The 22,947-nt window shown below is 70.0% G+C and carries 22 protein-coding genes; 11 read left to right on the plus strand and 11 right to left on the minus strand.

What is annotated here, in order from left to right:
• The first annotated feature begins 1,526 nt into the window (after positions 1-1,526).
• From mycP to ABR738_RS22730, 5 genes are read left to right on the plus strand one after another with little or no spacing between them, the layout of a single operon-like run.
• Positions 1,527-2,690 (plus strand): type VII secretion-associated serine protease mycosin, encoded by a 1,164-nt coding sequence (gene mycP / locus ABR738_RS22710; protein ID WP_350231812.1) that lies wholly within the window; start codon positions 1,527-1,529, stop codon positions 2,688-2,690.
• Positions 2,691-2,696: 6 nt separating this feature from the next.
• The gene (locus tag ABR738_RS22715; protein ID WP_350231813.1) at positions 2,697-3,131 is read left to right on the plus strand and encodes a hypothetical protein; all 435 of its coding nucleotides are present in this window, start codon (positions 2,697-2,699) and stop codon (positions 3,129-3,131) included.
• Between the two features lie 25 nt (positions 3,132-3,156).
• The gene (locus ABR738_RS22720) at positions 3,157-4,089 is read left to right on the plus strand and encodes a hypothetical protein (protein ID WP_350231814.1); all 933 of its coding nucleotides are present in this window, start codon (positions 3,157-3,159) and stop codon (positions 4,087-4,089) included.
• Positions 4,090-5,430 carry a hypothetical protein gene (locus tag ABR738_RS22725; protein ID WP_350231815.1) on the plus strand — a complete coding sequence of 447 codons (1,341 nt, stop codon included), beginning with the start codon at positions 4,090-4,092 and terminating at the stop codon, positions 5,428-5,430.
• A gap of 50 nt (positions 5,431-5,480) precedes the next feature.
• On the plus strand, positions 5,481-5,975 hold the full coding sequence (locus ABR738_RS22730) for a hypothetical protein (protein ID WP_350231816.1): 495 nt from the start codon (positions 5,481-5,483) through the stop codon (positions 5,973-5,975).
• A 19-nt stretch (positions 5,976-5,994) separates the two neighbouring features.
• Here the strand turns inward: ABR738_RS22730 and ABR738_RS22735 are convergent, their stop codons facing one another.
• From ABR738_RS22735 to ABR738_RS22745, 3 genes are all read right to left on the minus strand, one after another.
• Positions 5,995-6,903 carry a hypothetical protein gene (locus ABR738_RS22735; protein ID WP_350231817.1) on the minus strand — a complete coding sequence of 303 codons (909 nt, stop codon included), beginning with the start codon at positions 6,901-6,903 and terminating at the stop codon, positions 5,995-5,997.
• Positions 6,904-7,226: 323 nt separating this feature from the next.
• Positions 7,227-7,562, minus strand: coding sequence for a DUF397 domain-containing protein (locus tag ABR738_RS22740; RefSeq protein ID WP_350231818.1), 336 nt, complete (start codon positions 7,560-7,562; stop codon positions 7,227-7,229).
• A complete protein-coding gene (locus tag ABR738_RS22745; RefSeq protein ID WP_350231819.1) occupies positions 7,546-8,385 on the minus strand; it encodes a helix-turn-helix domain-containing protein in 840 nt (279 codons plus the stop codon). The genes ABR738_RS22740 and ABR738_RS22745 overlap by 17 nt, the downstream gene beginning before the upstream one ends.
• A 126-nt stretch (positions 8,386-8,511) precedes the next feature.
• Between ABR738_RS22745 and ABR738_RS22750 the strand changes: the two genes are divergently transcribed.
• Both ABR738_RS22750 and ABR738_RS22755 read left to right on the plus strand, forming a co-directional pair.
• On the plus strand, positions 8,512-8,790 hold the full coding sequence (locus tag ABR738_RS22750; RefSeq protein ID WP_350231820.1) for a hypothetical protein: 279 nt from the start codon (positions 8,512-8,514) through the stop codon (positions 8,788-8,790).
• A 27-nt stretch (positions 8,791-8,817) separates the two neighbouring features.
• Complete coding sequence (locus ABR738_RS22755) at positions 8,818-9,336, plus strand: hypothetical protein (RefSeq protein ID WP_350231821.1); 519 nt, start codon at positions 8,818-8,820, stop codon at positions 9,334-9,336.
• Between the two features lie 424 nt (positions 9,337-9,760).
• Here the strand turns inward: ABR738_RS22755 and murQ are convergent, their stop codons facing one another.
• Both murQ and ABR738_RS22765 read right to left on the minus strand, forming a co-directional pair.
• Positions 9,761-10,810, minus strand: coding sequence for an N-acetylmuramic acid 6-phosphate etherase (gene murQ, locus ABR738_RS22760; RefSeq protein WP_350231822.1), 1,050 nt, complete (start codon positions 10,808-10,810; stop codon positions 9,761-9,763).
• A 76-nt stretch (positions 10,811-10,886) separates the two neighbouring features.
• Positions 10,887-11,810, minus strand: coding sequence for a MurR/RpiR family transcriptional regulator (locus ABR738_RS22765; protein WP_350231823.1), 924 nt, complete (start codon positions 11,808-11,810; stop codon positions 10,887-10,889).
• 168 nt (positions 11,811-11,978) lie between these two features.
• Here ABR738_RS22765 and ABR738_RS22770 point away from each other — a divergent pair, with 168 nt between their 5' ends.
• From ABR738_RS22770 to ABR738_RS22780, 3 genes are all read left to right on the plus strand, one after another.
• A complete protein-coding gene (locus ABR738_RS22770) occupies positions 11,979-12,362 on the plus strand; it encodes a DUF8819 family protein (RefSeq protein WP_350231824.1) in 384 nt (127 codons plus the stop codon).
• Positions 12,359-12,625, plus strand: a complete 267-nt coding sequence (locus ABR738_RS22775; protein WP_350231825.1) for a DUF4031 domain-containing protein — start codon at positions 12,359-12,361, stop codon at positions 12,623-12,625. The genes ABR738_RS22770 and ABR738_RS22775 overlap by 4 nt, the downstream gene beginning before the upstream one ends.
• Before the next feature lie 299 nt (positions 12,626-12,924).
• Positions 12,925-13,128, plus strand: coding sequence for a cold-shock protein (locus ABR738_RS22780; RefSeq protein ID WP_053724154.1), 204 nt, complete (start codon positions 12,925-12,927; stop codon positions 13,126-13,128).
• A 206-nt stretch (positions 13,129-13,334) separates the two neighbouring features.
• Here the strand turns inward: ABR738_RS22780 and ABR738_RS22785 are convergent, their stop codons facing one another.
• The 4 genes from ABR738_RS22785 to ABR738_RS22800 all read right to left on the minus strand — a co-directional run bounded on the left by ABR738_RS22785 (position 13,335) and on the right by ABR738_RS22800 (position 19,531).
• Entirely contained in the window at positions 13,335-14,576 is a 1,242-nt protein-coding gene (locus ABR738_RS22785) for a Cmx/CmrA family chloramphenicol efflux MFS transporter (RefSeq protein WP_350231826.1), read from the minus strand.
• Between the two features lie 648 nt (positions 14,577-15,224).
• A complete protein-coding gene (locus ABR738_RS22790) occupies positions 15,225-15,734 on the minus strand; it encodes a GNAT family N-acetyltransferase (protein ID WP_350231827.1) in 510 nt (169 codons plus the stop codon).
• Positions 15,735-15,785: 51 nt separating this feature from the next.
• Complete coding sequence (locus ABR738_RS22795) at positions 15,786-16,427, minus strand: HD domain-containing protein (protein ID WP_350231828.1); 642 nt, start codon at positions 16,425-16,427, stop codon at positions 15,786-15,788.
• A gap of 773 nt (positions 16,428-17,200) precedes the next feature.
• A complete protein-coding gene (locus tag ABR738_RS22800; RefSeq protein ID WP_350231829.1) occupies positions 17,201-19,531 on the minus strand; it encodes a heavy metal translocating P-type ATPase in 2,331 nt (776 codons plus the stop codon).
• 311 nt (positions 19,532-19,842) lie between these two features.
• Between ABR738_RS22800 and ABR738_RS22805 the strand changes: the two genes are divergently transcribed.
• A complete protein-coding gene (locus tag ABR738_RS22805) occupies positions 19,843-20,532 on the plus strand; it encodes a copper homeostasis protein CutC (protein ID WP_350231830.1) in 690 nt (229 codons plus the stop codon).
• A gap of 545 nt (positions 20,533-21,077) precedes the next feature.
• Here the strand turns inward: ABR738_RS22805 and ABR738_RS22810 are convergent.
• On the minus strand, positions 21,078-21,524 hold the full coding sequence (locus ABR738_RS22810) for a hypothetical protein (RefSeq protein ID WP_350231831.1): 447 nt from the start codon (positions 21,522-21,524) through the stop codon (positions 21,078-21,080).
• Complete coding sequence (locus tag ABR738_RS22815) at positions 21,521-22,936, minus strand: AAA family ATPase (RefSeq protein WP_350231832.1); 1,416 nt, start codon at positions 22,934-22,936, stop codon at positions 21,521-21,523. Before ABR738_RS22815 ends, ABR738_RS22810 begins: the two co-directional genes overlap by 4 nt.
• Between the last annotated feature and the right edge of the window lie 11 nt (positions 22,937-22,947).

Below are 22,947 nucleotides of genomic sequence, written 5' to 3' on the forward strand. Positions count from 1 at the left end.
AAGGAGATCCGTGCGATCGCGGAGGATTTGAAGGTGCGTCCTCAGTGGGTGGAGTGGAAGGGGGCGGGGGCGGACGCGTTCCGGACGTGGAGCGCGGATCTGGCGAACGCGACGTTGCGTCTGGGTGACTTCAGTGAGGGTTCCGCGACGTGGCTGGGTCATGCGTCGAACGCGATCGCGTCGGCGCAGGCGTCCATTCCTCGTGATGCGGGTAGTGCGCAGGCGAATCTGGATGCGGCTCGTTCTGCCCACAATGATCCGGATGCGTCGGCGATAGCCCGTAAGTCGGCGTCGGAGTTGGCGGCGCTGGAGGCGGACAAGGAGAAGGTCCGCCAGGAGGCGGTGGCCCAGATGCGGAAGCTGGGCCAGGCGTATGAGCAGGCGTCGACGCAAATGAACGGGTTGGAGCGACCCAAGTTTCCGCCACCGCCGCAGGCGATTGCGCCAACGGACGAAGGCGCGCGATACGCAGAGGTGACCGAGCACCGCGCAAGGGGCACGGGACAGGGTTCCTTTTCATCGAGCCACGCCACGTCGGGTAACGGGGAGCGAATGCCAACTGCTTCTCCTGTTGCTCCCGATCCGACACGCCAGGCCCACTTCACCCAGCCTGAGCGTCCAAATTTGCGGGATGCACAGCCGTCGACACAGATGGGTGTCGATTCGGTCGCCACGTTGCCACCTGTCCATGCACCAGGGTCCGCTGGGAGTCCGCCGGAATCGGTTACTGGAGGTGCGACGGCAGGAGTACGGGTGCCACCGCCGGTATTCGGCGCAGGGTTGAGCGTGCCTGCGGTCCCGGCTGGTCCGGGACGGCCAGTAGCAGGAGGGCGATCTGCGACCGGGCCGGGGAAGGGCACGGTGGGTTCCGTGCGTATGCCTGAAGGGAGCCCCGGGATCACGGGCGGCCGCCCCGTCCCAGCTCCGCAGGGTCGCTCCAATAGCGGCATTCTCAAGGGGACCGTCGTTGGGACGGGAGAGCCAGAAGGCCGTGGTGCGTCCAGGCCGTTCACAGGGGTGGGCTCGCCGGGACAGACGGTGGGCCGGCCGGGAGCGATGCCCGGCCGTGGTGGGCTGCCTACGCGCGGCGGCGTGAGTGGTGGAAACGCACAGAAGGCGGGACCATCCGCAGGTGCCCGATCTGTGTCGAGCGCTGCAAGTGCTGAACGAGGAGGAATCTCGGGCGGACGGCAGGTGGCTGGAAACCCGGGCGGCGCAGCCCATGGTGCGCAGACGCCCCGAAACTCTAAAAAGGGGCGCCCCCAGCGCGAGTCGGGTGGGGGAGTCCCCGGCTATCTCGTCGAGGACGATGAGACGTGGTTGCAGGGTGACCCGCGCGTTGTGCCACCGGTCATCGACTGATGAGCGCACGAAAGGCGCGAGGAAAGTTCATGCCCGGAAGCAGTGTTCGACGCCGATGCAGGTCCGCTGCGGTACCGGCTTTGTGCGGCCTGTTGTTGGTGGGGGTTGCGGGTGCGCCAGCCCGAGCGGAGTCGACGCGCGAGAAGCAGTGGTTCCTGGACGCCATGAAGGCCGACGAAATGTGGCGGACCAGCACGGGCAAAGGCATCACCATCGCAGTGATCGACACAGGCGTCGACCCGAGCAACCCCGACCTGACAGGGCAAGTCCTACGAGGTAAGGACTTCGCACAGGGCCAGCCGGGGGATGAACACACCGACTATCTGGGCCACGGCACCGGCATTGCGGGTCTCATCGCTGGAACGGGGACCAGCGGGGGCGGCGACGGCGCATTCGGCCTCGCCCCAGGTGTGAAGATCCTCCCTGTCCGCATGCCTAAAGCAACTGACACTGCCAACCAGGCTGAAGGTAACAAGCAGTTCAACACGGTCGCTCCCCAGGCGATTCACTACGCAGCCGACCAGCACGCAAGAGTCATCAATATCTCCATGGGTGTGGACGAAGGCTCGCCCCAATTGACCGAGGCAGTGAAGTACGCCTCGGACAAGGGCTCCCTGATCTTTGCGGCAGTAGGGAACAGTGGCAATGTGGACAACGCGGTCGAGTATCCCGCTGCGACACCTGGAGTGATCGGTGTAGGGGCTGTAGGAAGGAACCTGCACAAGACCGACGAATCAGAATACGGCCGCCAGGTAGACCTTTCCGCGCCCGGTGACGACATGGTGCACCCCTGCAAGAGCGAGACTGGCCTGTGCAGATCCCACGGCACCAGCGACGCCACCGCCCTAGCGTCCGCCTCCGCCGCGCTGATCTGGTCCAAGCATCCGGAGTGGACGAACAACCAGGTTCTTCGGGTCATGCTGAACACGATCGGTGGTCCCACGGATGGGGCCAAGCGGAACGATTCGATTGGGTACGGGATCGTCCGCCCCCGCGTGGCCCTGGTGAATCCGGGTGATCCGGGTCCGGCGGATGTCTACCCGTTGCCGGATCCTCCGGCGTCGGCCGCGTCGGCCGCGCCGCCCTCGCCCGCCCCGGCCAAGGACGCCGCGCCCCGAGCGGAGAAGGCTGCCGGGAATCGGCCAAGTTTGCTCCTTCCTCTCGGCATCGCGGCGGGGGTGGGAGTCGTGGGTGGCCTTGCCGGGGTCTGGGCCTGGCGTAGGCGTAATCGGCAGCGGGCCGTCATCGCCTCGGCCCCGCCCGGTAGTTGGGGGCCCGGTCCGGGGTGGCCGGAGCAGCAGCATCCAGACCGTACGGGGAGGTACTGAGGTGGCGTGGGACGATGGGAGCAGCTGAAGTCCGACGCACTGCTGCGCCGCGAAGCCGGTATGAGTCTCGACGGCGTGCCCAGCGGCGCGGCGGGCGGCGCGTCCCGCGGTGCGGTGGACTTGAAGACCAACGGGTCGGGGAAAGCCGCAGCGGCAAAGGCACTGCATGAGCAGATACGCCCCGACACGGCCAAGGCAGGCCACCACACCGCTGAGTCCTCCGCTGCGATGGCGCGGGCTTTTTCGGCCTGGGCGTTCGGTCCTGCTCTGGGGGACGTTCAAAGTGAGTGGGAATTGCAGGTCGACAACCTGATGGGCCGCCTCGCCAGTGAACAGACGTCGCTGGAGCAGACCAAACAGGATTTCCAGGAAGTCGATCACGCGGTGAAGGGCCGGCTGACGGGCATCGTGACCGAGCCCGCCCCCGCGCGGGACGTCTAGCGAGCAGGGGCGGGAGGAGGGGGCAATGTTTACATATCAGGACGTTGCCACCGCGAAAATCGGTGCGCTGGTTGATGTCGCCCAGGCCTGGAACGACATGGCCGATATGTTCACCGGGCCGCAGAGTTTGTACGAGGGGCAGGTGCAAGGCGTCGCGGACGACGGAGGCTGGGTCGGTGTCAGCGCCGGAGCCGCCTCCCTGCGATTCGCCGCGACGCGCAAGCAGTTCGCCCACGCACAGGTCGAGTCGCGAGCCATCGGTTCGATTCTGCTGGACGCACATGGGCAGTTCGTGCGGCTCATAGGTCAGGTGAAGGATCTGGTCGAGCAGGCGCAGCACAATGGAATGCACATCAACGCGCAGGGGCAGGCCGTCTACGACGTCGGTCAGTTGAGTCCGTTCAGGACGGATTGCGACGCGACCGTGAAAAAGGGCAATGCGGCGGCCGAGGAGTGGACGAAGAGCATCGCGGACGCGGTGCGAGCCGTGGACGACGCGGATCAGGGCGTAAGACTGGCCCTGCACGAAGCGGCGGGTATCAAGGACATTTTCCAGCGCATTCCGGATGAGGTGCTGGGTCTTGGCCGCCCCTTCAACGGCGACGCGCTGGGCGACATCGAACTTTACGAGGCGCAAGAAGCCAAGCGCTATGCGGACCAACTGCTGGCGGGCCAGAAGCCGGAAGACCTGGACGAGTGGCAGCGCCTCATGCGGGACAACTCCAGCGACCAGGTCTTCAGCCAGACCCTGCTCGACTCGCTCGGCCCGGACAAGTTGTTGAAACTGTCCAACAAGATCGACGACTTGGCGTACTTCGACGACACCAAGAACAAGGACGCCTTCCTGAAGATCGCGGGTGGTCTTTCCGACTCCTTGTCATCGGCCATGAAGGTTCCCGAGTACTTCGTGGACAGTCAGGACCGGCAGATCCCCTTCGGGACGCCTGAATACGACTGAATGCTCGCCGAGGACGGCAAGCGGCAGACAAGTCCGGACTTCTACACCCGTTGGCGGAATGCGTTACGGGAACTCGGCGTCAAAAAGTACGACTTGGAAGTGGCCACGGACCAGACCGCCACAGGCGCCAAGGGGCACGATCAGCAGGTGCGGGGTTATCAGACCCTGGCCACATTGATGCAGCAGGGCCACGGGGGATTCTCGCCGCAGTTCGTATCGGACATGACCGATGACATGATATCGGCGGAGAAGAAGGGTGCGCATATTTGGAATCTGTACGGGAAGTTCGACAGAAAGAGCGGTGGGGGCTGGTTCGCCAACGATCCTGTTGATGCCACGCTCGGTGTGATGTCCCGGAACCCGACCGGGGCTGCCCATTACCTTGACCCCGGCACGCCGGCCGGCAAAGAGCGCTTCGATTACTTGTTGGGTCACGGTGACGGCAGCCGCGACTGGAACGTTGCCAACACCACGCGCTGGGGCGGTCCGGGTGGGAATGTCGAGTACGACGCGGGGAGAGTTCTCGACGGCGACGACCGGAACGGATTGAGCGCGGCGCTGACCGCGGCGGCGACGGGTACGGATCCCTCTCGGGGGCCGCACCTCAGTCCGACGTCGCACTCGGAGGCCAATGACCGTGTGTTCAATCGTGCGCTTGACGTTCTGGCGCAGCAGGGCGATGACATGCCGGCCGCGTTGCGCGACAGCATGGCCACGGCCATGAGCAATCACGGGCATGAGGTGTATGGGGCGATGGGCCGGGTCAACCAGCACTATGCAGGCTTGGACCAGCATCAGGTACTGGAAGTGACCAAGCAGGTCTCAAGAAGTGAGCACTCCTACGGGATGCTCACCGAGGGCATGCACCATTCCATGGTTGCTGGCTTTTACGACGTGAGTCGCAATCCGGAGGATACCTTGAGCTCTGCCGGATACGCAGTCGGCTTCATGGAGCAGGCCCGGTATCTGGCTTTGAAGGGCGATCAGCATGACTTCACATGGGACAAGACGTGGAGCTACCACACATTGGGCGCACCCGTCACGCTCATCCCCGGCATAGGGGACGCGGCACAGCGAGGAGTCGATGCCGTGACGACGGCCTGGATCATGGATGAGCAGCACCGGCAGGCGGAAAAACTTACTGGCGACAGCCAGGCGACCTATGATCACCGGCGGGGCGAGCTCAATGCGCTCGCTGATCAGTGGTATGCGGCCAATGCGAGCTGGGCTGATTCTCATCCGGGGTACTCCGCACGCGAGGGTGACGGCATATACAAGCAGATCGCCGGATGGGCCAATGACGGAAACGTCAGTGCCCGCGGTCTGGCCGGGGCGCAATGATGGGCATGGTGGTGGGGATGCGGACGCGGATGGCAGTTACCGTTCCTATCTTGGCCCTTGCGTTGTGCGTCGGCGGATGTGCTACTAAAGGCGTCGTCGTACCCACGGAGTTCTGTGGCGTTCCGGTGAAGGGCGAAAGCCTGAAACCGTTCTTGCCGAACGATGGATCACTGAAGAACTGGAGCGCCGCCTTTCAGGCGACCGCTGGCATGTCGTGCAGTATCAGTGTCGACAAGAAGCACGTGCTGTCTGCCAACGTGCAGTACTTCAAGGACCGAGTTCCGGAGCCGGTCGACCTGACCGTTCTGAGGGTCAACGTCAAAAATGCCGGTAAAATAACGGCGACGTTCCCCGGTGAAACCTACGTAGGTACCAATGGTGCCCTTGTCTACGCGTCTTGCGATGTCCCGAATTCTTATCTAAGCGTCTCTGTCGATGCCACGGGAAGCCCTGTGGAGCACGCCCCTGACAATCTCAGAAAGATTCAGGTGTTCGTTGAAGACCTGGTGCCGCGTGAGGCAAGGAAATACGGCTGCACCAAGTAGGCCGGGGTGGGACGCGCGGTCATGCGGGGGTCTTCGTGGGGCGGGGGCTGGGGCGGGGGGCGGTTGCTGCGGCTCGGGCCCTGGCCGCGTGGGAGCGGACTTCTCCCGGGGGGAGGGTTGGGGGGTGGGGTCGGGGTTTGCCCTGGCAGGGGGCGCAGGTGCCGCCTGGGAGGGCTTCTGGGAGGCCCGGGGCGCCGCACTTCGCGCATTCCAGGATGCGTAGGGCTGGGCGCGTCGGGGGCGGGGGCTGGTCCGGGGGGAGTTTGGCGAGGAGGCGAGTACGGGTGAGGCCGGCCGGGCTGTGGACCGGGACCGGCAGGCCCGAGGTCAGGGCGCGCAGGATGTCCTGCTCCGTCGCGCCGCGCTCGAACCACGCCGCCGCCAACGGTTCCAGTTCCGTGCAGTCCCGCGCCGACAGGGACAGCGCCGGCGCGGTACGTCCCAGCGCGGCCAGGAGTATGAACGCCCTGCTGCGCGTAGGCTGTTGCGGCGCCGACGCGGCCGGCCCGGGTGGCCGTGGCGGTGCCGGAGTCGCCTCGTTGACGCCCCCACGGGTGAATTCCGCCCACCACGCGTCTTCCCGCGGCGTTCGCGAGAACCACGTCCTGGTCACCCACCGCGCGCTGTCCGAGCCGCGCAGATGCTCGCGTCCGCGTCTCAAGTGGCCGGCACTTACGAGGCGTTGGAGTGCGGTACGTAACGCGCACTGCCCGTACGGCAGCACCTTCGCCAGCGTTTTCACGGAGATGTCCGCGCCGTCCGGGAGCCGGTCCAGGTAGCCCGCCACCGCCGCCTCTCGGGGCGCGAAGTCGTACGCGGTGGGCGGCGGTTGGTCCGGCGTCGAACGCTTTCCGTAGCCCGGATTGGCCATCGGGTGGTGGTCGGGGTGCGCTGCGGCGGGTGCGGCACTAAAGTGGCTGTCAGCCATCGGATCAGTGTTTCCTTAACGTGTGGTTGATCTTGGTGGTCAGGCCCCCGCAGGTGTTGGTGCACCTGGCGGGGGCTGATTGGTGTCCTGGGTCCTGTTGCTGTCTGGACGCTAAAGGCTAGTCACCCTCTGTGGCAAGCCGAACGCGGAAAGTGTCCGGCGGGTTCGTTTCCGCCCAACTGGCGGGGTGGGCGGGTGGGTTGAGACCCACTCCCATTCGATTTCAAGCACCGCTCGAAGCTCGACGCGTGAGCTTCGCCGCGTACGCCACGAGCCGGCCCCGTCAACAACGCCGGCCGGCTCGTAGCGCCCGAATGGGTGCGTCAGCTCGTTTTGTTGGACTCCTTCACCCCGGCGACGAACGCCGACCACGCCGCCGCTCGGAACACGAGCGCCGGGCCGTGCGGGGCGGACTTCGAGTCCCGGACGGGGACGATGCCGGGGAAGTCGTCCGCCACCTCCAGGCAGTTGCCGCCGCTGCCGTCGCTGTGGGTGGACGTGCGCCAGCGCGCGACCTCCAGGCAGTCGCCGCCCTCCCCGCCGCTGTAGCTCGACTTCTGCCAGCGGGCGATTTCGAGGCAGTTGCCGCCGTCCCCGCCGCTGTAGCTGGACTTATGCCAACTGGCCTTGCTCAAGTCGTACTTAGGGCTGATCCTCATGGGCGTAATCCTCCGCCACTGATTCGATCAAGGCCAGGGATTGTTGGGGTGAGAGTGCGCTGGCCCGGATCAAATCGTATGTCAGTTCATGGCGCGCGACCGTGGCGGCATCGTCCAGCAACCAGCCAGTTCCAAGGCCATCGACGTACGCGAGCGGCGGCGCATCGGCGAAAGCCATGAGCTTGAGGCCTCCGTCCAGCGCCGCGTGGGCTCCGGCCGCAAACGGCAACACTTGCACGATGATCCGGTGTCGAAAGCCGAGCGACGCGACATGTGCAAGGGCCTCTGCCATCACCGCCCGGCCTCCTGCCTCTCGACGCAGTACGGCCTCGTCAAGCACTGCCCAGACAAGAGGAGTTGTTGGACTGCCGAGGAGTCGCGCACGCTCAAGACGGCCGGTCACCACGTCCTCGATAGCGGAGTCGGGGGCCGTTGGCTGGTACGCGCGGCACACGGCGCGTGCGTACGCCTCCGTCTGCAACAGGCCCGGGATGAGTAGCGGCGCGTACTCCCGGATCGTCGTCGCGATCGCCTCCGCCTCCGCCGCCTCGGCGAAGTGGTCCGGGTACTTGGACTCCGCCGCCGCGACGCAGTTGCGCGTGAAGAAGCCGTCCGTGCCGAGGATCTTGTCGAACTGGCGGGCGTACTCCAGGTGCATGCGGCGGATGCCCGCTTCGAGTTGGCCGATGAAGGACGAGGAGACGAAGAGGGGGGCGCCCAGGGCCTCCTGGCTGAGGCCCGCCTTTTCGCGGGCGTGGCGGAGCTCGGCGCCGAGGAGGGCGCGGGGGGAGGCGGAGGGGTCGAGGTCCTTCGGTGCGGGCATGCGCAACTCCCTCTGGGACACGCGGGGTTGTTGGATCGCCGACGGTAGTCAGGGTAGCTCCGGGCGGACACTCTGGGTGAGGGGAACGGCACAGTCGGTACGTAACGCAGGGAAGGACGCGAGGACATGGCACTGACGGCTGAGGAGAGGGTGCGGGCGACGGAGGATGCCGTCGAGCAGTTGCGGGAGGGGCTGGCGCGGGTCGGCGTGGTGCTGCCGTCGTTGCGGATCGACCCGCTGACGTGTGCGGGGCATGTGCTCTATCCGCTGGTGGACCTCGGGCGCTGCAACCTGGACATGGCGCTGCGGCTCGTCGCGGTACTCGCGAAGACGTACGGGCCGGAGGCGGACGCGTCGGGTGGTGGCACCTGCGCGTGTGGCTGTGCCGGTCACCAGCACGTCTGACGGGCCGAGTCTCGTACGCTCGGCGGCATGGGCGACAGGCGTGAGGTGAGCCATGAGCGGCGTCTTCCGTCGTGGACGGAGCATCCTCGACTGAGCGCGTGGCTGGCGGAGCAGGAAGCGGCGTTCGGGGCGTGGGCGGCGTCGCACCCGGGCAAGTGGGACTTCTCGGTGGCCTCGATCGACGCGCTTGAGGCGGCGGTGCGGGGGGACTTCGCCGGCGCGGAGTGGGAAGAGGTGCGGGCGGTGCGGCACACGCCCCGGGTGACCGCGCCCGCGTGGTACCTCGGTGAGGTGTGCGTGCGGGCGGCGGGGGCGGTGTGGAAGGTGAACCCGGCTGCGGACTTCACGGCGTGGGAAGGTCCTTTCGTCGGCGTACCGGGGGACCCGATGGAGGACCCGCACCACGAGGACCTGTACGAGGACGACGACTACCTCCCGGCGGTGGTGCCGGTCGCCGAGATGTGCGCCATGTTCCTCAAGGATCCGCCGTGGCGGTTGCGGGGTGTGGTGGAGGAGTTCCAGGCGCCGCTCGACTCCGGTCGGTAAAGACCTAGCTGGTGGCGTCTTGGCCCGGGCCACAGCAATGGGCTCCCACTCCGCCGGCCCCGGCTGGGTCGGGTCGCGGGCGCGCCGGGTGGCGGGGTGGGGGCAGACCGGAAGTTGTCGTGGACGTACGGACGGGGGAGGGGGGTTGCCGCCTTCGTAGGTTCTTCGTCGAAGTCAGGCCGCCATATGGCCCCTCGCCGCCCCGTACGACGTCAGGCAGAGGGGCCCCGGCCCGGGTATGGGCCGGGGGGCGCAAGAGTGGGAGGACTGGGAGGGGTGGGGGCGCTCGGGGTTGAGTTCTGGACGGGGTCTGGACGGTGTCGTCCGGGCGGGCGTTCGCGCGGTGGGTGCGGGGGCAGGCCACCGGGCTCTGGACGCTGGGAGCTGGACGTTGGGAGGTGGGCCAGGGCTCGGCGAACCCGTGTCAGTTGTTCGCGGCTAGCGCCGCGCGGAGGTGGCCGCCTGATTCCGCGAGGAGTTTGGCGGCCGTCGCCGCCTCCACTCCGCCCAGGATGACCAGGATCGCGTTCTTCACCTCGCCGTCCGTCGCCGCCAGGGCCGCCTCGATCTCCGGGTCGCTCGCGCCCGTCGCCAGGGACACGATGTGGCGGGAGCGGGCGCGGAGTTTCTCGTTGGAGGCGCGTACGTCGACCATCAGGTTTCCGTACGTCTTGCCCAGGCGGATCATCGTGATCGTCGAGATCATGTTGAGGACCAGCTTCTGGGCCGTGCCCGACTTCAGGCGGGTGGAGCCGGTGAGGAGTTCCGGGCCCACCACGACCTCGATGCCGTGCTCGGCCGCCCCCGCCAGCTCGCTGTCCGCGTTGCACGACAGGCCGATCGTCAGGGCCCCCCCGCGCCTGGCGTGCTCCACCGCGCCGATCGCGTACGGCGTGCGGCCCGAGGCCGAGATGCCGACCACCGTGTCCGCGCCGGTGAGGTGGAGCGCCGCCAGGTCCTCCGCCGCCAACTGCCGTGAGTCCTCCGCCCCTTCGACCGCCTTCACCATCGCCGATGGACCGCCCGCGATCAGCCCCACCACCTGCGACGGGTCGGTGTTGAACGTCGGCGGGCACTCGCTCGCGTCCAGTACGCCGAGCCGCCCGGCCGTGCCCGCGCCCGCGTAGATCAGGCGGCCCCCGCGCGCCATCCGCTCCGCCGTCGCGTCGATCGCGGCCGCGATGGCCGGGAGGCGGTCGGCCACGGCGGCGGGGACGGTGGCGTCCTCCCCGTTCATGATCCGGGCGATCTCGGCGGTCGGCAGCCGGTCGATCTCCGCGAGTTCCGGCCGGAACGCCTCCGTGGTGAGGCCCGCCAGCTGGGCCCTGAGATCGGAGTAGGTCTGGCCGTGGTCCTGGCTGCGCCCGCTTCCGTGGTCCTGGCTGCGGTCACCGCTGTGGTCCTGGCTGCTTCCGCTTCCGCTTCCGCTTCCGTGATCCTGGCTCTGGTCCTTGGCCTGGTTCTGGGTGGTCATCGTGGCTGCGGCTCTTTCTCGTGTGCGGGGCCCTGAGCCCGTGTGCGGGGCCGTACGGGTGCCTGGGGGGCCGGGGTCAGCGTGTGCGGTCCCGGGGGGTGTGGCGGTGGGCCAGGGCCTCGTACGAGGCTGCGAGCGCGGGGGCCGCCGTCTCGTACGTGCGCTGGGCAACGCCGATGAACAGGCAGTCCACGACCAGGAGTTGGCTCGTACGGGACGACATCGCGGCCGGGCGCAGCTCGCTCTCGCGGGCCGTGGACGTGGTCAGGACGTGATCGGCGTACTGCGAGACCGGGCCGTCGGGGCGGCCGGTGATCGCGATCGTGGTCGCGCCGTGGTCGAAGGCCACCCGCAGCGGCTCGATGACGTCGCCCGTCGAGCCGGAGTGGGTGATCGCCACCGCCGCGTCGCCCGAGCGCAGCTGCACCGCGTTGGTGACGGCCAGGTGCGGGTCGGTGTGGGCGTGGGCGATGAGCCCGATCCGCAGCAGCTTCTGCGCCAGGTCCTGGCCCACCAGGCAGGACGCTCCCACGCCGTACACGTCGATGCGCCGCGCGGCCGCCAACGCGCCGACTGCGGCGCCCAGTTGGGTGGTGTCGAGGGCGGCCGCCGTGTCGGCCAGGGTCTGCTGCTCGTCGTAGGCCAGTTTCGCGACGACGTCCGCGATCGGGTCGTCCACCGCTATGTCGGCGGTCACCGAGGGGGCCCGGCCCGACTGCTGCTGGGCGGCGAGGCCGGCCAGCGCCAGGCGCAGGTCGCGGTAGCCGGGGTAGCCCAGGATGCGGGCGGTGCGGACGACGGTGGCCTCGCTGGTGCCGGTGAGGGCGGCCAGGCCCGTGACGGTGAGGGCCGCGCAGCCGGCCGGGTCGCCGGCGACGGCCTCCGCGACCCGCTGCATGGAGCGGGTCATGGACGGCGCGAGTGTGCGCACCTTGGCGGCGAGGGCCGCCGGCGCGGGGGGTGAGCCCTCGCTGAAACTTTCCTTCACGTCTCGGGTCACGCTTGAAAGATATTTTCGGAGTGTTCTCCGGTCAACCCCTCCGGGGGCTGTGAGCGGGGGCCGCGACGGGGGGCGCGATCGGGGGCTGCGGGGGCTGTGATCGGGGCCGCGAGCGGGGGCCGGCCCGGTCCGCTACCGCGTGGGGCGGCTCGGGGGACAATGGAGGGCATGGACGACGTACAACCCCTCGAGCAAGCCCTGCATGCCGCACGCGCCCTGGTCCTCGCCGATCTGGCGGCGCGCGACGTGGCGCACGCGGACGTCGTCTCCCTGGTCGAGGACGCGGTGACCCACCGGCGCTGGTGGGTCGAGCAGTGGCCCGAGGGCACGGAGTACGTCGCCGGGCTCGTCGCCCAGGACGTCCAGGACGCGCTCCTTGAGCGGTACGGTCGCTGGCCGCTGTGCCCGGTGTGCGACGTGGGCGATCCGCACGCACTCGACGTGGAGCCGGAGCTCGGGCCCGATCCGCACTGGGTCTGCGGCAAGGCGGGCGTCGTGGTCGCGCCGGTCGGGGCGCTCGGCCGGGGGGCCTCGGGCGGGCTCGGCGGATGACGCTGTACATCGACCCGCCGACCTGGCCCGGACACGGCCGCATGTGGTCGCATCTGGTCAGCGACGCCTCGTACGAGGAGCTGCACGCCTTCGCCGCGTCCATCGGCTGCCCGCCGCGCGCCTTCGAACGCGATCACTACGACGTGCCGTCCCATCGGTACGAGGACGCGGTGCGGGCGGGGGCGGTGGAGGTCGGTTCGAAGGAGCTCGTACGCCGTCTGACGGGGGCGGGGCTGCGGCGGCCCAAGGGGCGGCCTGCCTGACACCGTTCTGGTGGCCCGGGGAACGCGCCGGTGGCCCAGGGAACGCGCCGGTGACGCCCCCGGAAGGAGCCCCGGAAACACCTGCTTGGCCGGAACTTGTCCCCGGTTCGGCTGCGGCCCGTAGCCAGACGATCGCGGATCGGCTAACTTCCTTGCCAGTAGTCGTGGTTCCGAAGTCTCAACGCCCGCGGTTTACGCCGTGGGCGTTTGCTGTGCAGCAATGTCCGAGGACCAGGGCGATCACCTCACCCAGGGGTACTGACAAGCCAGTACCCCGCGATCCTCGACAGGGGAAACACATGGCAACCGGCACCGTGAAGTGGTTCAACGCCGAAAAGGGCTTCGGTTTCATCGCGCAGGACGGCGGTGGCCCGGACGTCTTCGTCCACTACTCCGCGATCAACTCCACCGGCTTCCGTGAGCTCCAGGAGAACCAGCAGGTCAACTTCGACGTGACCCAGGGCCCGAAGGGCCCGCAGGCGGAGAACGTCACCCCCGCCTGATCGCCGACCCCGGCCCTGGTGGCCGGACGACGCGGAAGCGCCCCGCACCCGAGGACGGGTGTGGGGCGCTTTGCCGTGCGGGGCGGATGGACGCGTGCGGGGCGGATGGGCGTGGGGCTCTGTATGGCCTACGTACGGCCCACGTACGGCCTACGTACGGCCCACGTACGGCCCACGTACGGCCCACGTACGGCCTACGTACGGCCTCACACGTCCACGGGCGACGCGGTGGCCGCCGAGGTCAGGTCCGATGAGCGGGCCTGCGAGGAGCGGGCATCCGATGAGCGGGCCACCACGCGTGAGTGCGACTTGTGCAGGCGCAGGGAGGCCGCGACCAGGGCCAGGGCCGTGACGGTCATCGCGGCGCCGGCCCACGCCGTTGCGGCGTACCCGAGGTTTGCGCTGATCACCACGCCGCCGAGCCAGGGCCCCGCGGTGTTGCCCAGGTTGAACGAGGACGTCGTCGTCGCGCCGGCCAGCGTCGGGGCCGCGCCGCCCACGTTGAAGATCCGGGCGTTGAGCGCGGGCGCGGTGAAGAACGCCGAGCAGCCCAGCAGGAACGACAGGGTGATCGCGACCGCCGGGGTCGAGGCGAACAGGGCCAGCGCGACCAGGAACACGGTCGAGGCGGTGATGCCGCTGAGCAGCACGCCGAAGAGGTGCGCGTCGGCGACCCGGCCGCCGATGGTCGTGCCGATGAGCGCGCCCACGCCGAACAGGCCCAGCACGGCCGGGACCCAGCCGGCGTCCACGTGGGCCACGTCCGTGAGCAGCGGCTTGAGGTAGCTGAACGCGCAGAACACGCCACCCGCCGCGAGCGCGGTGATCGCCATCGAGAACAGCACCTGCGGGTCACGGTAGATCCGCAGTTCCCGGCCGAGCTGCGGCTTCTCGGCGGGGAGCGGGATGCGCGGGATGCGGGTCAGGATGCCGACGAGGGCGATCGCGGAGGCCGCGCCCACCGCCCAGAACGCCGAGCGCCAGCCGAGGCCGTCACCGAGCAGGGCGCCGAGCGGTACGCCGAGGACGTTGGCGATGGACAGGCCGCCGATCATGACGGCCATCGCGCGGGCCCGCGCGTTCGCCGGCACCATCGCGATGGCGACGGCGGCGCCGACCGCCCAGAACCCGGCGCAGGCCAGGGCGGACACGATGCGCGAGGCGAAGAGCAGGGCGTAGTTCGGGGCCAGCGCGCCGGCGACCTGGCCCAGGCCGAACGTGGTGATCAGGGCGACCAGGGTGGTGCGGCGGGGCAGGCGCAGGGTGGCCACGGCGAGGAGTGGGGCGCCCACGACCATGCCGATGGCGAAGGCGGATATGAGGAGGCCGGCCTGGGGGATGGACACGTCCATGTCGTCGGCGATGGACGGGAGCAGGCCGGTGAGCATGAATTCGCTCGTGCCGAGTGCGAAGACGGAGAGGCCGAGGATGTAGACGGCTAGGGGCATGCGGGCCCCTTGGGCGGGGGGCAGGGGGGTGGGGTGCGGGGTGCTGCGCGGGGTGCTGCGTGGGGTGGGTGCGGGCGCGGGCTTGGGTGTGGGCTCGGCGGGCATATCCGGTGCCAACGGGGTGGGGCGGGGTGGTATTCCCCGGGTTGCGGGGGGCCCGGGTGTGCCGGCGGCCCGGCGTCGGCTTTTCGCGCAGTTCCCCGCGCCCCTGAGCCCGTTTGCGTCTGCGGGACGGGGTCGCTTTTCGCGCAGTTCCTCGCGCCCCTTGGTTCGTTTGCGTCTGCGGGACGGGGTCGGCTGGTCGCGCAGTTCCCTGCGCCCCTGCGTATCCGGTCCTGGGTCGCGCGAGCATGGTCAGCCCGTAATGGGGGTTCCTCCTGGCGCTTAAGGCCTTGGGGGAGATTGAGGACGAGGGCCCTTTGGGCCCGGACGGGGTCTGGGGCGGAGCCCCGGGGGCTTTTTTTCTACCCCCGGAGGGTTTGGGGAAGGGGCGGGGAGGGGCGTCCCGGGGTCTGGGGCGGAGCCCCGGCGGCCCGGCTTGCACGTGCGGGTCGTGGGTGGCTGGGCGCACAGTTCCCCGCGCCTGGGTGGCTGGGCGCGCAGTTCCCCGCGCCCCTGGCGGGGCTGGTGCCGACCCGGGCCGGGGGCTCAACCTGTTTCGTAGAGGTGTTGGGCGGGGCGGCCGCCGATGGGGCGGGGGGTGTCGCCCACGCGGTGGTAGCCCGCCCGGGTCAGGACGCGCTGCGACGCCGCGTTGTCCTCGTCCGTCGTGGCGTACACCGTCTCCACGTCCGGCTGGACCAGTGCCCACGCGGTCAGCGCGCGCAGGGACTCGGTGGCGTACCCATGGCCCCGTACCGACTCCGCCAGGTCGTACCCGATCTCGACGCGGCCGTCCTCCGGCGGGCCGTGGAAGCCGATGCCGCCGATGGCCCGGCCGTCCCGGGCGCGCACTATGACGTACGCGCCCCAGCCCGTCCGGTGCCGGCCGACATCCAGCGCCGACACCATCTTCGCCGCGGCGTACCGGCTGCCCTCGTCCGGGCCGCCCGGCGCCCACTCCCAGCCGCCCGTCCCGCCGTCCCTGAGCTCCGCGGCCGACGCGCGGGTCAGTTCGTGGAGGACGACGCGTTCGGCTGTGACTGTCACGGTGAGCACGCGGGGTACCTGCTTTCCGTCGGCGCGTGGCGAGGGGTGGGCTCGCGCCGATTATGCGGTGAGCAGGACCAGTTCCGCCTCCAGATTCGCCCGGGCCGGGCCCTGCCAGGTGCGTTCGCCGTGCGGGGTGTGGAACAGCCTTGGCAGGGCGAGCAGTTGGCGCAGTACGGCCGCGCGGCCGGATCGGAACGCCTCGTCCGGCACGAACGCGTACTCCTCGCGTACGGCGGCGGCGTACGCGGCGTACGCCGGTGGGGCGGCGGCCAGGATCGCGAGGTCCGCGTCGCACAGGACCGCGCCGTTGGCGTCGCCGTCCTCGGGGGCGTGGGTGACGGTCAGCCGCACCAGGCGCGCGACCTCCGCCGTCGCCTGCGGGGTCAACCCGGCCTCGGACAGGGCGCGTTCGGCGAGGCGGGCGGAACGTTCCTCGTTCTCCGAACGGTCCGGCAGGTACACGGCGTCGTGGAACCACGCGGCGAGGCGTACGAGGTCGGGGTCGTCGGCGTACCGCTCCAGTACGTCGATGTGGTCCAGGACCGCGGTGAGGTGGGCGGTGGTGTGGTAGCGGCGCTGCGGTTCCGCCCAGCGGGTGAGGAGGTTGTCGGCGTAGGGGGCGGGGTCGGGGGCGGGGCCCTTGGGGCGGGCGGCCAGGAGGGTGGTGTGCCAGCGGGTGCGGAGGGGGGCGTCGGGCATGCGGCTGAGGGTAGCGGGGAGGTGCCGGGGTTGGCGTGGCCGCCGGGTGCCGGGTGCCGGCCGCTGGGTGTGGATGCGCTGAGGCGGGTTTGGCTCGTGGTGCTGGGTGCGGGTGCGCGGTGGTTGGTTTGGCTCGTGGTGCTGGGTGTGGATGCGCGGTGGTGGGCTTGGTCGGTTGGTGCTGGGTGCCCTTTCAGGGGCGCGGGAAACTGCGCGACCAGCCACGGGCGGTCCGCACCCGAAAGCGGATGGGGCGTCGCTGGGGCTTCGCCCCAGGCCCCGGGGGATGCCCCTGCCCGCCCCTTCCCCAAACCCTCCGGGGGTGGCAAGGGAGGGGGCCCTTCGGGGGGCTGCTTCTGGGGCTCTGCCCCAGACCCCGTTCGCGCCTTAAGGGCGCTCGTCCTCAAATGCCGGACAGGCTGAGGTTACCCATGTGGGCCAGTGCCGGCTCGTCCTTCGTTGCCGGGCGGGGGGCTGACGCTGCCCGCGTGAGGCGGCGGCGGCACGTCCTTCGTTGCCGGACAGGCTGGCTGCCCATGTGGGCCAGCGCCGGCTCGTCCTCCGTTGCGGGCGGGGGGCTGACGCTGGCCGCGTGGGCCGGCGCCGGGCTCGTCCTCCGTTGCCGGGCCGCCTGACGCTGCCCGCGTGAGGCGGCGCCGGCTCGTCCTTCGTTGCCGGACAGGCTGGCTGCCCATGTGGGCCAGTGCCGGCTCGTCCTTCGTTGCCGGGCGGGGGGCTGACGCTGCCCGCGTGGGTCGGCGCTGGGCGCCGGCCTAGGTTGCCTTGAAGCCGCGCAACCGTAGGGAGTTGGCCACCACGAACACCGACGAGAAGGCCATCGCCGCGCCCGCGATCATCGGGTTCAGGAGGCCCGAGGCGGCCAGCGGAAGCGCGGCCACGTTGTAGGCGAAGGCCCAGAACAGGTTCGACTTGATCGTGCCCAGGGTCTTGCGGGAGAGGCGGATCGCGTCCGCCGCCGCGCGCAGGTCGCCCCGTACGAGCGTGAGGTCCCCCGCCTCGATCGCGGCGTCCGTGCCCGTGCCCATGGCGAGACCCAGGTCGGCCTGGGCCAGCGCGGCCGCGTCGTTGACCCCGTCGCCGACCATGGCCACCGAACGCCCCTCCTCCTGAAGGGACTTGATGACGGCGACCTTGTCCTCGGGCATGACCTCCGCGTACACCTTCTCGATGCCGACCTCGGCCGCGACCGCCTCCGCGACGGCCCGGTTGTCGCCGGTCAGCAGGATCGGGGTCAGGCCGAGGGCGCGCAGTCGCCTGATCGCCTCCGGGCTGGTCTCCTTCACCGCGTCGGCCACTTCGAGGACCGCGCGTGCCTCGCCGTCCCACGCGACCGCGATGACAGTGCGCCCCGCAGTCTCGGCCTCCTCCTTGGCCTTCTTCAGCTCGGGGGTGAGGCCGATGGACCACTGGGCCAGCAGCTTTTCGCGCCCCACCAGGACCGCGTGGCCCTCGACGACGCCCCGCACGCCGAGCCCCGCGACGTTCGCGAAGTCCTCGGGCGTGGGCAGGGTCCCGACCTCGGCCGCGGCCCCCTCGGCGACCGCGCGCGCGATGGGGTGCTCGGAGGCGTGCTCCAACGCGCCCGCCAGGCGCAGGACTTCGGCAACCTCGGTGGTGGTGGCCGTGTGCGTCGCGAGCAGCGTCATGCGGCCCGTGGTGACCGTACCGGTCTTGTCCAGGACGATCGTGTCGACCTCGCGCGTGGTCTCCAGGACCTCCGGACCCTTGATCAGGATGCCGAGCTGGGCGCCACGGCCCGTACCCACCATGAGCGCGGTCGGCGTGGCGAGGCCGAGGGCGCAGGGGCAGGCGATGATCAGTACGGCCACCGCGGCGGTGAACGCGGCGGTGATGCCAGACCCGGTGGCCAGCCAGGCGCCGAGCGTGGCCAGGGCGAGCAGGATGACGGCCGGCACGAAGACGGCCGAGATGCGGTCGGCGAGGCGCTGGGCGGAGGCCTTGCCGTTCTGGGCGTCCTCCACGAGCCGGGCCATCCGGGCGAGCTGGGTGTCCGCGCCGATCCGGGTGGCCTCGACGACGAGCCGGCCGCCCGCGTTGAGGGTGGCGCCGGTGACGGTGTCGCCCGGGGCGACCTCGACGGGTACGGACTCGCCGGTGAGCATGGAGGCGTCCACGGCGGACGTGCCCTCCACGACCGTGCCGTCGGTGGCGATCTTCTCGCCGGGCCGCACCAGGAAGCGGTCGCCCACCGCCAACTCCGCAGTGGGGACGGTGTGTTCGCTGCCGTCCGGGCGCAGCACGGTGACGCTCTTGGCGCCGAGTTCCAGCAGCGCGCGCAGGGCCGCGCCCGCCTTCCGCTTGGAGCGGGCCTCGAAGTAGCGGCCCGCCAGGAGGAACGCGGTGACTCCCGCCGAGGCTTCCAGATAGATGTTGCCCGCGCCGTCCGAGCGGCCGATGGTCAGCTCGAAGGGGTGCGTCATGCCGATCATCCCGGCGGTCCCGAAGCACAGCGCCCACACGGACCACAGGAACGCGGCCGAGGTGCCGACCGAGATCAGGGTGTCCATGGTGGCCGCGCCGTGCCGGGCGTTGGTCCAGGCGGCGCGGTGAAAGGGCCAGGCGGCGTACGTCACGACCGGCACGGTCAGGGCGAGCGAGAGCCACTGCCAGTACGCGAACTGCAACGCCGGGACCATGGACATCGCGATCACCGGGACGGCGAGGACGATCGCGGTCAAGAGGCGGCGGCGCAGGGTGCGCAGCGGGTGCGGCCCTTCGGACGGCTCGGCGTCCGGGGCGGCGCCGGATGCCTCCGGTTCCGTCCCGGCCTCGGTCCCGGTCCGCGTCCCGGTCCGGGCGGGAGCCGGCTCTTCGGCGGTGTAGCCCGTGGCCTCGACGGTGGCGATCAGCTCGGCCACCGAGACGGCCGGGGCGAAGGTGACCTTGGCCTTCTCGGTGGCGTAGTTGACCGTGGCCTCAACGCCGTCCATGCGGTTCAGCTTCTTCTCGACCCTGGCCGCGCACGAGGCGCAGGTCATGCCGCCGATGACGAGTTCTACGGCGGAGCTGCTGCCGGTCTGGGCGCCGGTGCTGGCGCTCCTGCTGGTGCCGGTGGGGGTCATGGGGTGCGGTCTCCTTGGGCGGAGGGCGGGGTGCGTCTCGTGCGGTCTCGTGTGGGCGCCGCTGACGATTATACCCCTCGGGGGTATCTTTCGCGGTGACCACAGGTATACCCCCCGGGTGTATGTGGCGCAAGGGGGATCCGCTGATCCCCCGCCGTCCGGGGTGCGCGGCACCAAGGCGGTGGCGTGCGAAGGTCCCGGCCGGCGCGTGTTTACCGTCCGCGCGCGTGGGCATTTCGCCGCGTAGGCTGGTCAATGGACTAGACCTATTTGGGCCGAGCCGGGCCCGGGTTACGGAGGAATGGGGTCAGATGAGCAACCGCGCACTGCTTGAGGTGATCGCGCTCGACGCGCAGGACGCCGTCGCGGCCCAGGCCGGCGGGGCGGACCGGCTTGAGCTGGTCACCGACATGGCGGCGGACGGGCTGACCCCGCCCCTCAAGACCTTCGCGGCCATCCGCGCGGCCGTCGACATCCCGCTGCGGGTGATGCTGCGCGCGGCGGACGGGTTCGCGGCGGGGGACGTCGACCGGCTCGTACGGGACGCGGAGGCGCTGCGGGGTGAGGGCGCGGAGGAGTTCGTGCTGGGCTTCCTCGACGAGACCGGCGGTCCCGACCTGGTGGCGGTACGGGCCCTCGCCTCCGCCCTGTCGGGATGCCGCTGGACCTTCCACCGGGCCATCGACCGGGCGGCGTCCCGGGACGCCCTGCGCAAGGAGCTGGCCGGGGTGCCCGGACTCGACACGTACCTCACGGCGGGGTCGTCGTCGGGGGTCGAGGACGGGCTCGGTGTCCTCGTGGCCGAGGCGGGGCGGCGGGACGAGCCCGGGTATGAGCCGAGGCTGCTGGTGGGCGGCGGGCTTGCGCTGGAACACCTGCCGGCGTTGCTGGGGGCCGGGATCGACGCGGTGCACATCGGCGGCGCGGCGCGCCCGGGCGGCTGGTCCGCCCCGGTCTCCTCGGCGGCCGTCGCCGAGTGGCGCAACGCGCTGGACGCGTAGCGGGTGGGGGGGCGGGGCGTGCTTGTCGGCCCGGGCCGGGGTGCGGTGGAGCGCTGAGCCGGGTGTGGCGGGCGGGCCGGGGTGCGGCGCGCTGGGGCTCTGCCCCGGACCTCGGGGTCCGGCCCCTCCCCGCCCCTTCCCTAAACCCTCCGGGGGCGAAAGGCCCTGGGGCTCCGCCCCAGACCCCGTTCGGGCCTGGACGGCCTCGTCCGCAATCTTCCCCAAGGCCTCAAGGGCCGGGGGGGGGGACCCTCATGACGGGCTGACTATGCCCGTGCGGGCCGGCACAAGACCCGCCGGGGGCGCGGGGAACTGCGCGAGCGGCCACGCACGATCCGCGGCCGGAGGAACCCCCGGTCAGCGACCACCGAGCGCGTTGAACGCCGTGTCGAGATCGTTCACGAAGGCTTGCCAGGAGGGGAGGCAGGCCACCGGGCCCTCCGGGTCCAGGAGTTCGAGCAGGCGCAGCCGGTGCGGGGAGAAGCGCTTCTGGAACTGGGCGAGGCGGCGCCCCTTGTATTCGCTTGCCCGCGCGAGCGAATCCTTCAGCAGCTGTTGGGGTCGGCTGTCTTCTCAGCCGCGACGCCCCTGGGGAGATCGAGACTGACACGGCCGCGAGGATTCTCGGCGACCTGGCGCAGACAAACCTCGTCGAGCAACAACCAGGCTTCGAGCATGCGAACAGGCACCACCGCGACGTGGCGGAGCCCGGGCCACTCGGTGCTGACCGCCGCCCGGATCTCGTCCCGGCGATCCTGGGCGGGACCCCGGCCGGCGTCCCGTTGCACTACGGCCAAGTCGTAATCGCCACCGAGCCGACGGGCCGCGAGGAGCTTTTCCGGAACCGAGTGGCCGGTGGGCAACGCAAGCAGGCCGAAATCGGGGACGGTGACGGAGACGCGCAGTCCCTTGCGGACCGCAAGGGACTCGACATGAGGAACGAGACCGTTGTCGCTGCTGCCCTCGCCGATGAAAAGAACGCGAAGGGTCACGCCGCCCCCCACCCCAGGGTGAGCTGCGCCCCCGCCGGCGTTGTGAGATACGGAAGAATGTCGGCTTTGGTCACGAACGCGCCCTCGGCGGGTGCCGCCCGCCAGGTACCGGCGAGGGGACGCAGCCGCAACGTCCGGTTCAGCGAGCCATCCTCAGCCTTGTAGACGGCCGTGTCTGCGAACAAGAGATCATCGGGTGAGACGAGCTGCACCACACCGGGCGAGTGGGTGTTGATCAGTACCTGCCGGGAGGGGTTGTCGGTCCCGGGCTCGTCCGACGGGTCGACGGCCAAGTCCTGGACCAGAGCCACCATGGCGTTCAGGTTCGCGGGATGAATGCCGTTCTCGGGTTCTTCCATGCAGATCAGGCCGCGCACGGAAGGATCTTCCAGCAGGACGCACAGGGCCAGGAAGCGCAGAGTCCCTTCGGAGAGGCTGCGTGCGGGCAGCGTCATGCCGGCCACCTCCCGCACATTGACGGTGAGAAGTTGCCGCACCTCGTCCTGATCCACCTCCAGATCGCGAATGTGGACCCCCGTCAGGTCCGAGAGGCGGCCGGCCACCCTCGCGTACACCTGGGCGGCGTCCGCGCCGGGAGTGTCGTGAGCGACGCGGAACAGTGTCGCGGGCAGATGGGAACCGTCGGCTCCCATCGTCTGCGGGTCGACATAGCGGTCGGACCTGCGCAGGGCGGACGGCTCCAGGGCGAGCCGCCGCCAGGACTGCATTTCGCGGCGGGCCGCGAGGATGGTCGGGTCGTCGCTGCTGGTGATGGTGGATACGACCGTCGCGGGCGCCCTGGACGCCGCAGCCGGCTTCGGCTGTCCCCGGCTGCCACCGTCCTGGTGGATCTTGACGATGGACTCGCCGGACTCGGTCGTCGTCGAAATGAAAGGTGCGCCGCTGCGGTGGCCCTGAATGACGTTGTTGCGGAAGTTCTTCGCACTGTGGGGGAACAGGAGGTGCCGCGGCGCCTTGCCCTTCGTGATGTGCCCGAGGGTTTCGTGGAGGAGGGTCAGGCGGCCGAAGCGGTCGAGCCCGGACGGCTCCTGGTACCCGACTTCCAGTTCATAGCGCAGGAAGGTGGTGGTGGCCTCCGCCGCCCGCCCGAAGTCGTCCTCCGTGCGCAGCGGAACCACCATTTCAGCGGCGAACCTCATCCGGTGACTGCCGGGGGCGAAGCCCTTCCAGAAAAGGTCACGCGGGTCCCCGTGCCGCTCGCCATATACGCCACGGACCTCCTGCGCCGCCTCCATCATCGACTGGTCGGCGAGCAGCGAGAGGAACTGGATGGCGTCGAAGACATTCGACTTGCCCGTGCCGTTCTCCCCCGCGATGCAGGTGAAGGGGCCGAAGTCGATGGACAGGTCCAGGAGGTTCTTGAACCCGTGGACTTCGAGGCGGGTCAACATACGGTCTCCGG

The sequence above is a fragment of the Streptomyces sp. Edi4 genome, from assembly GCF_040253615.1.
Taxonomy (GTDB): Bacteria; Actinomycetota; Actinomycetes; order Streptomycetales; family Streptomycetaceae; genus Streptomyces.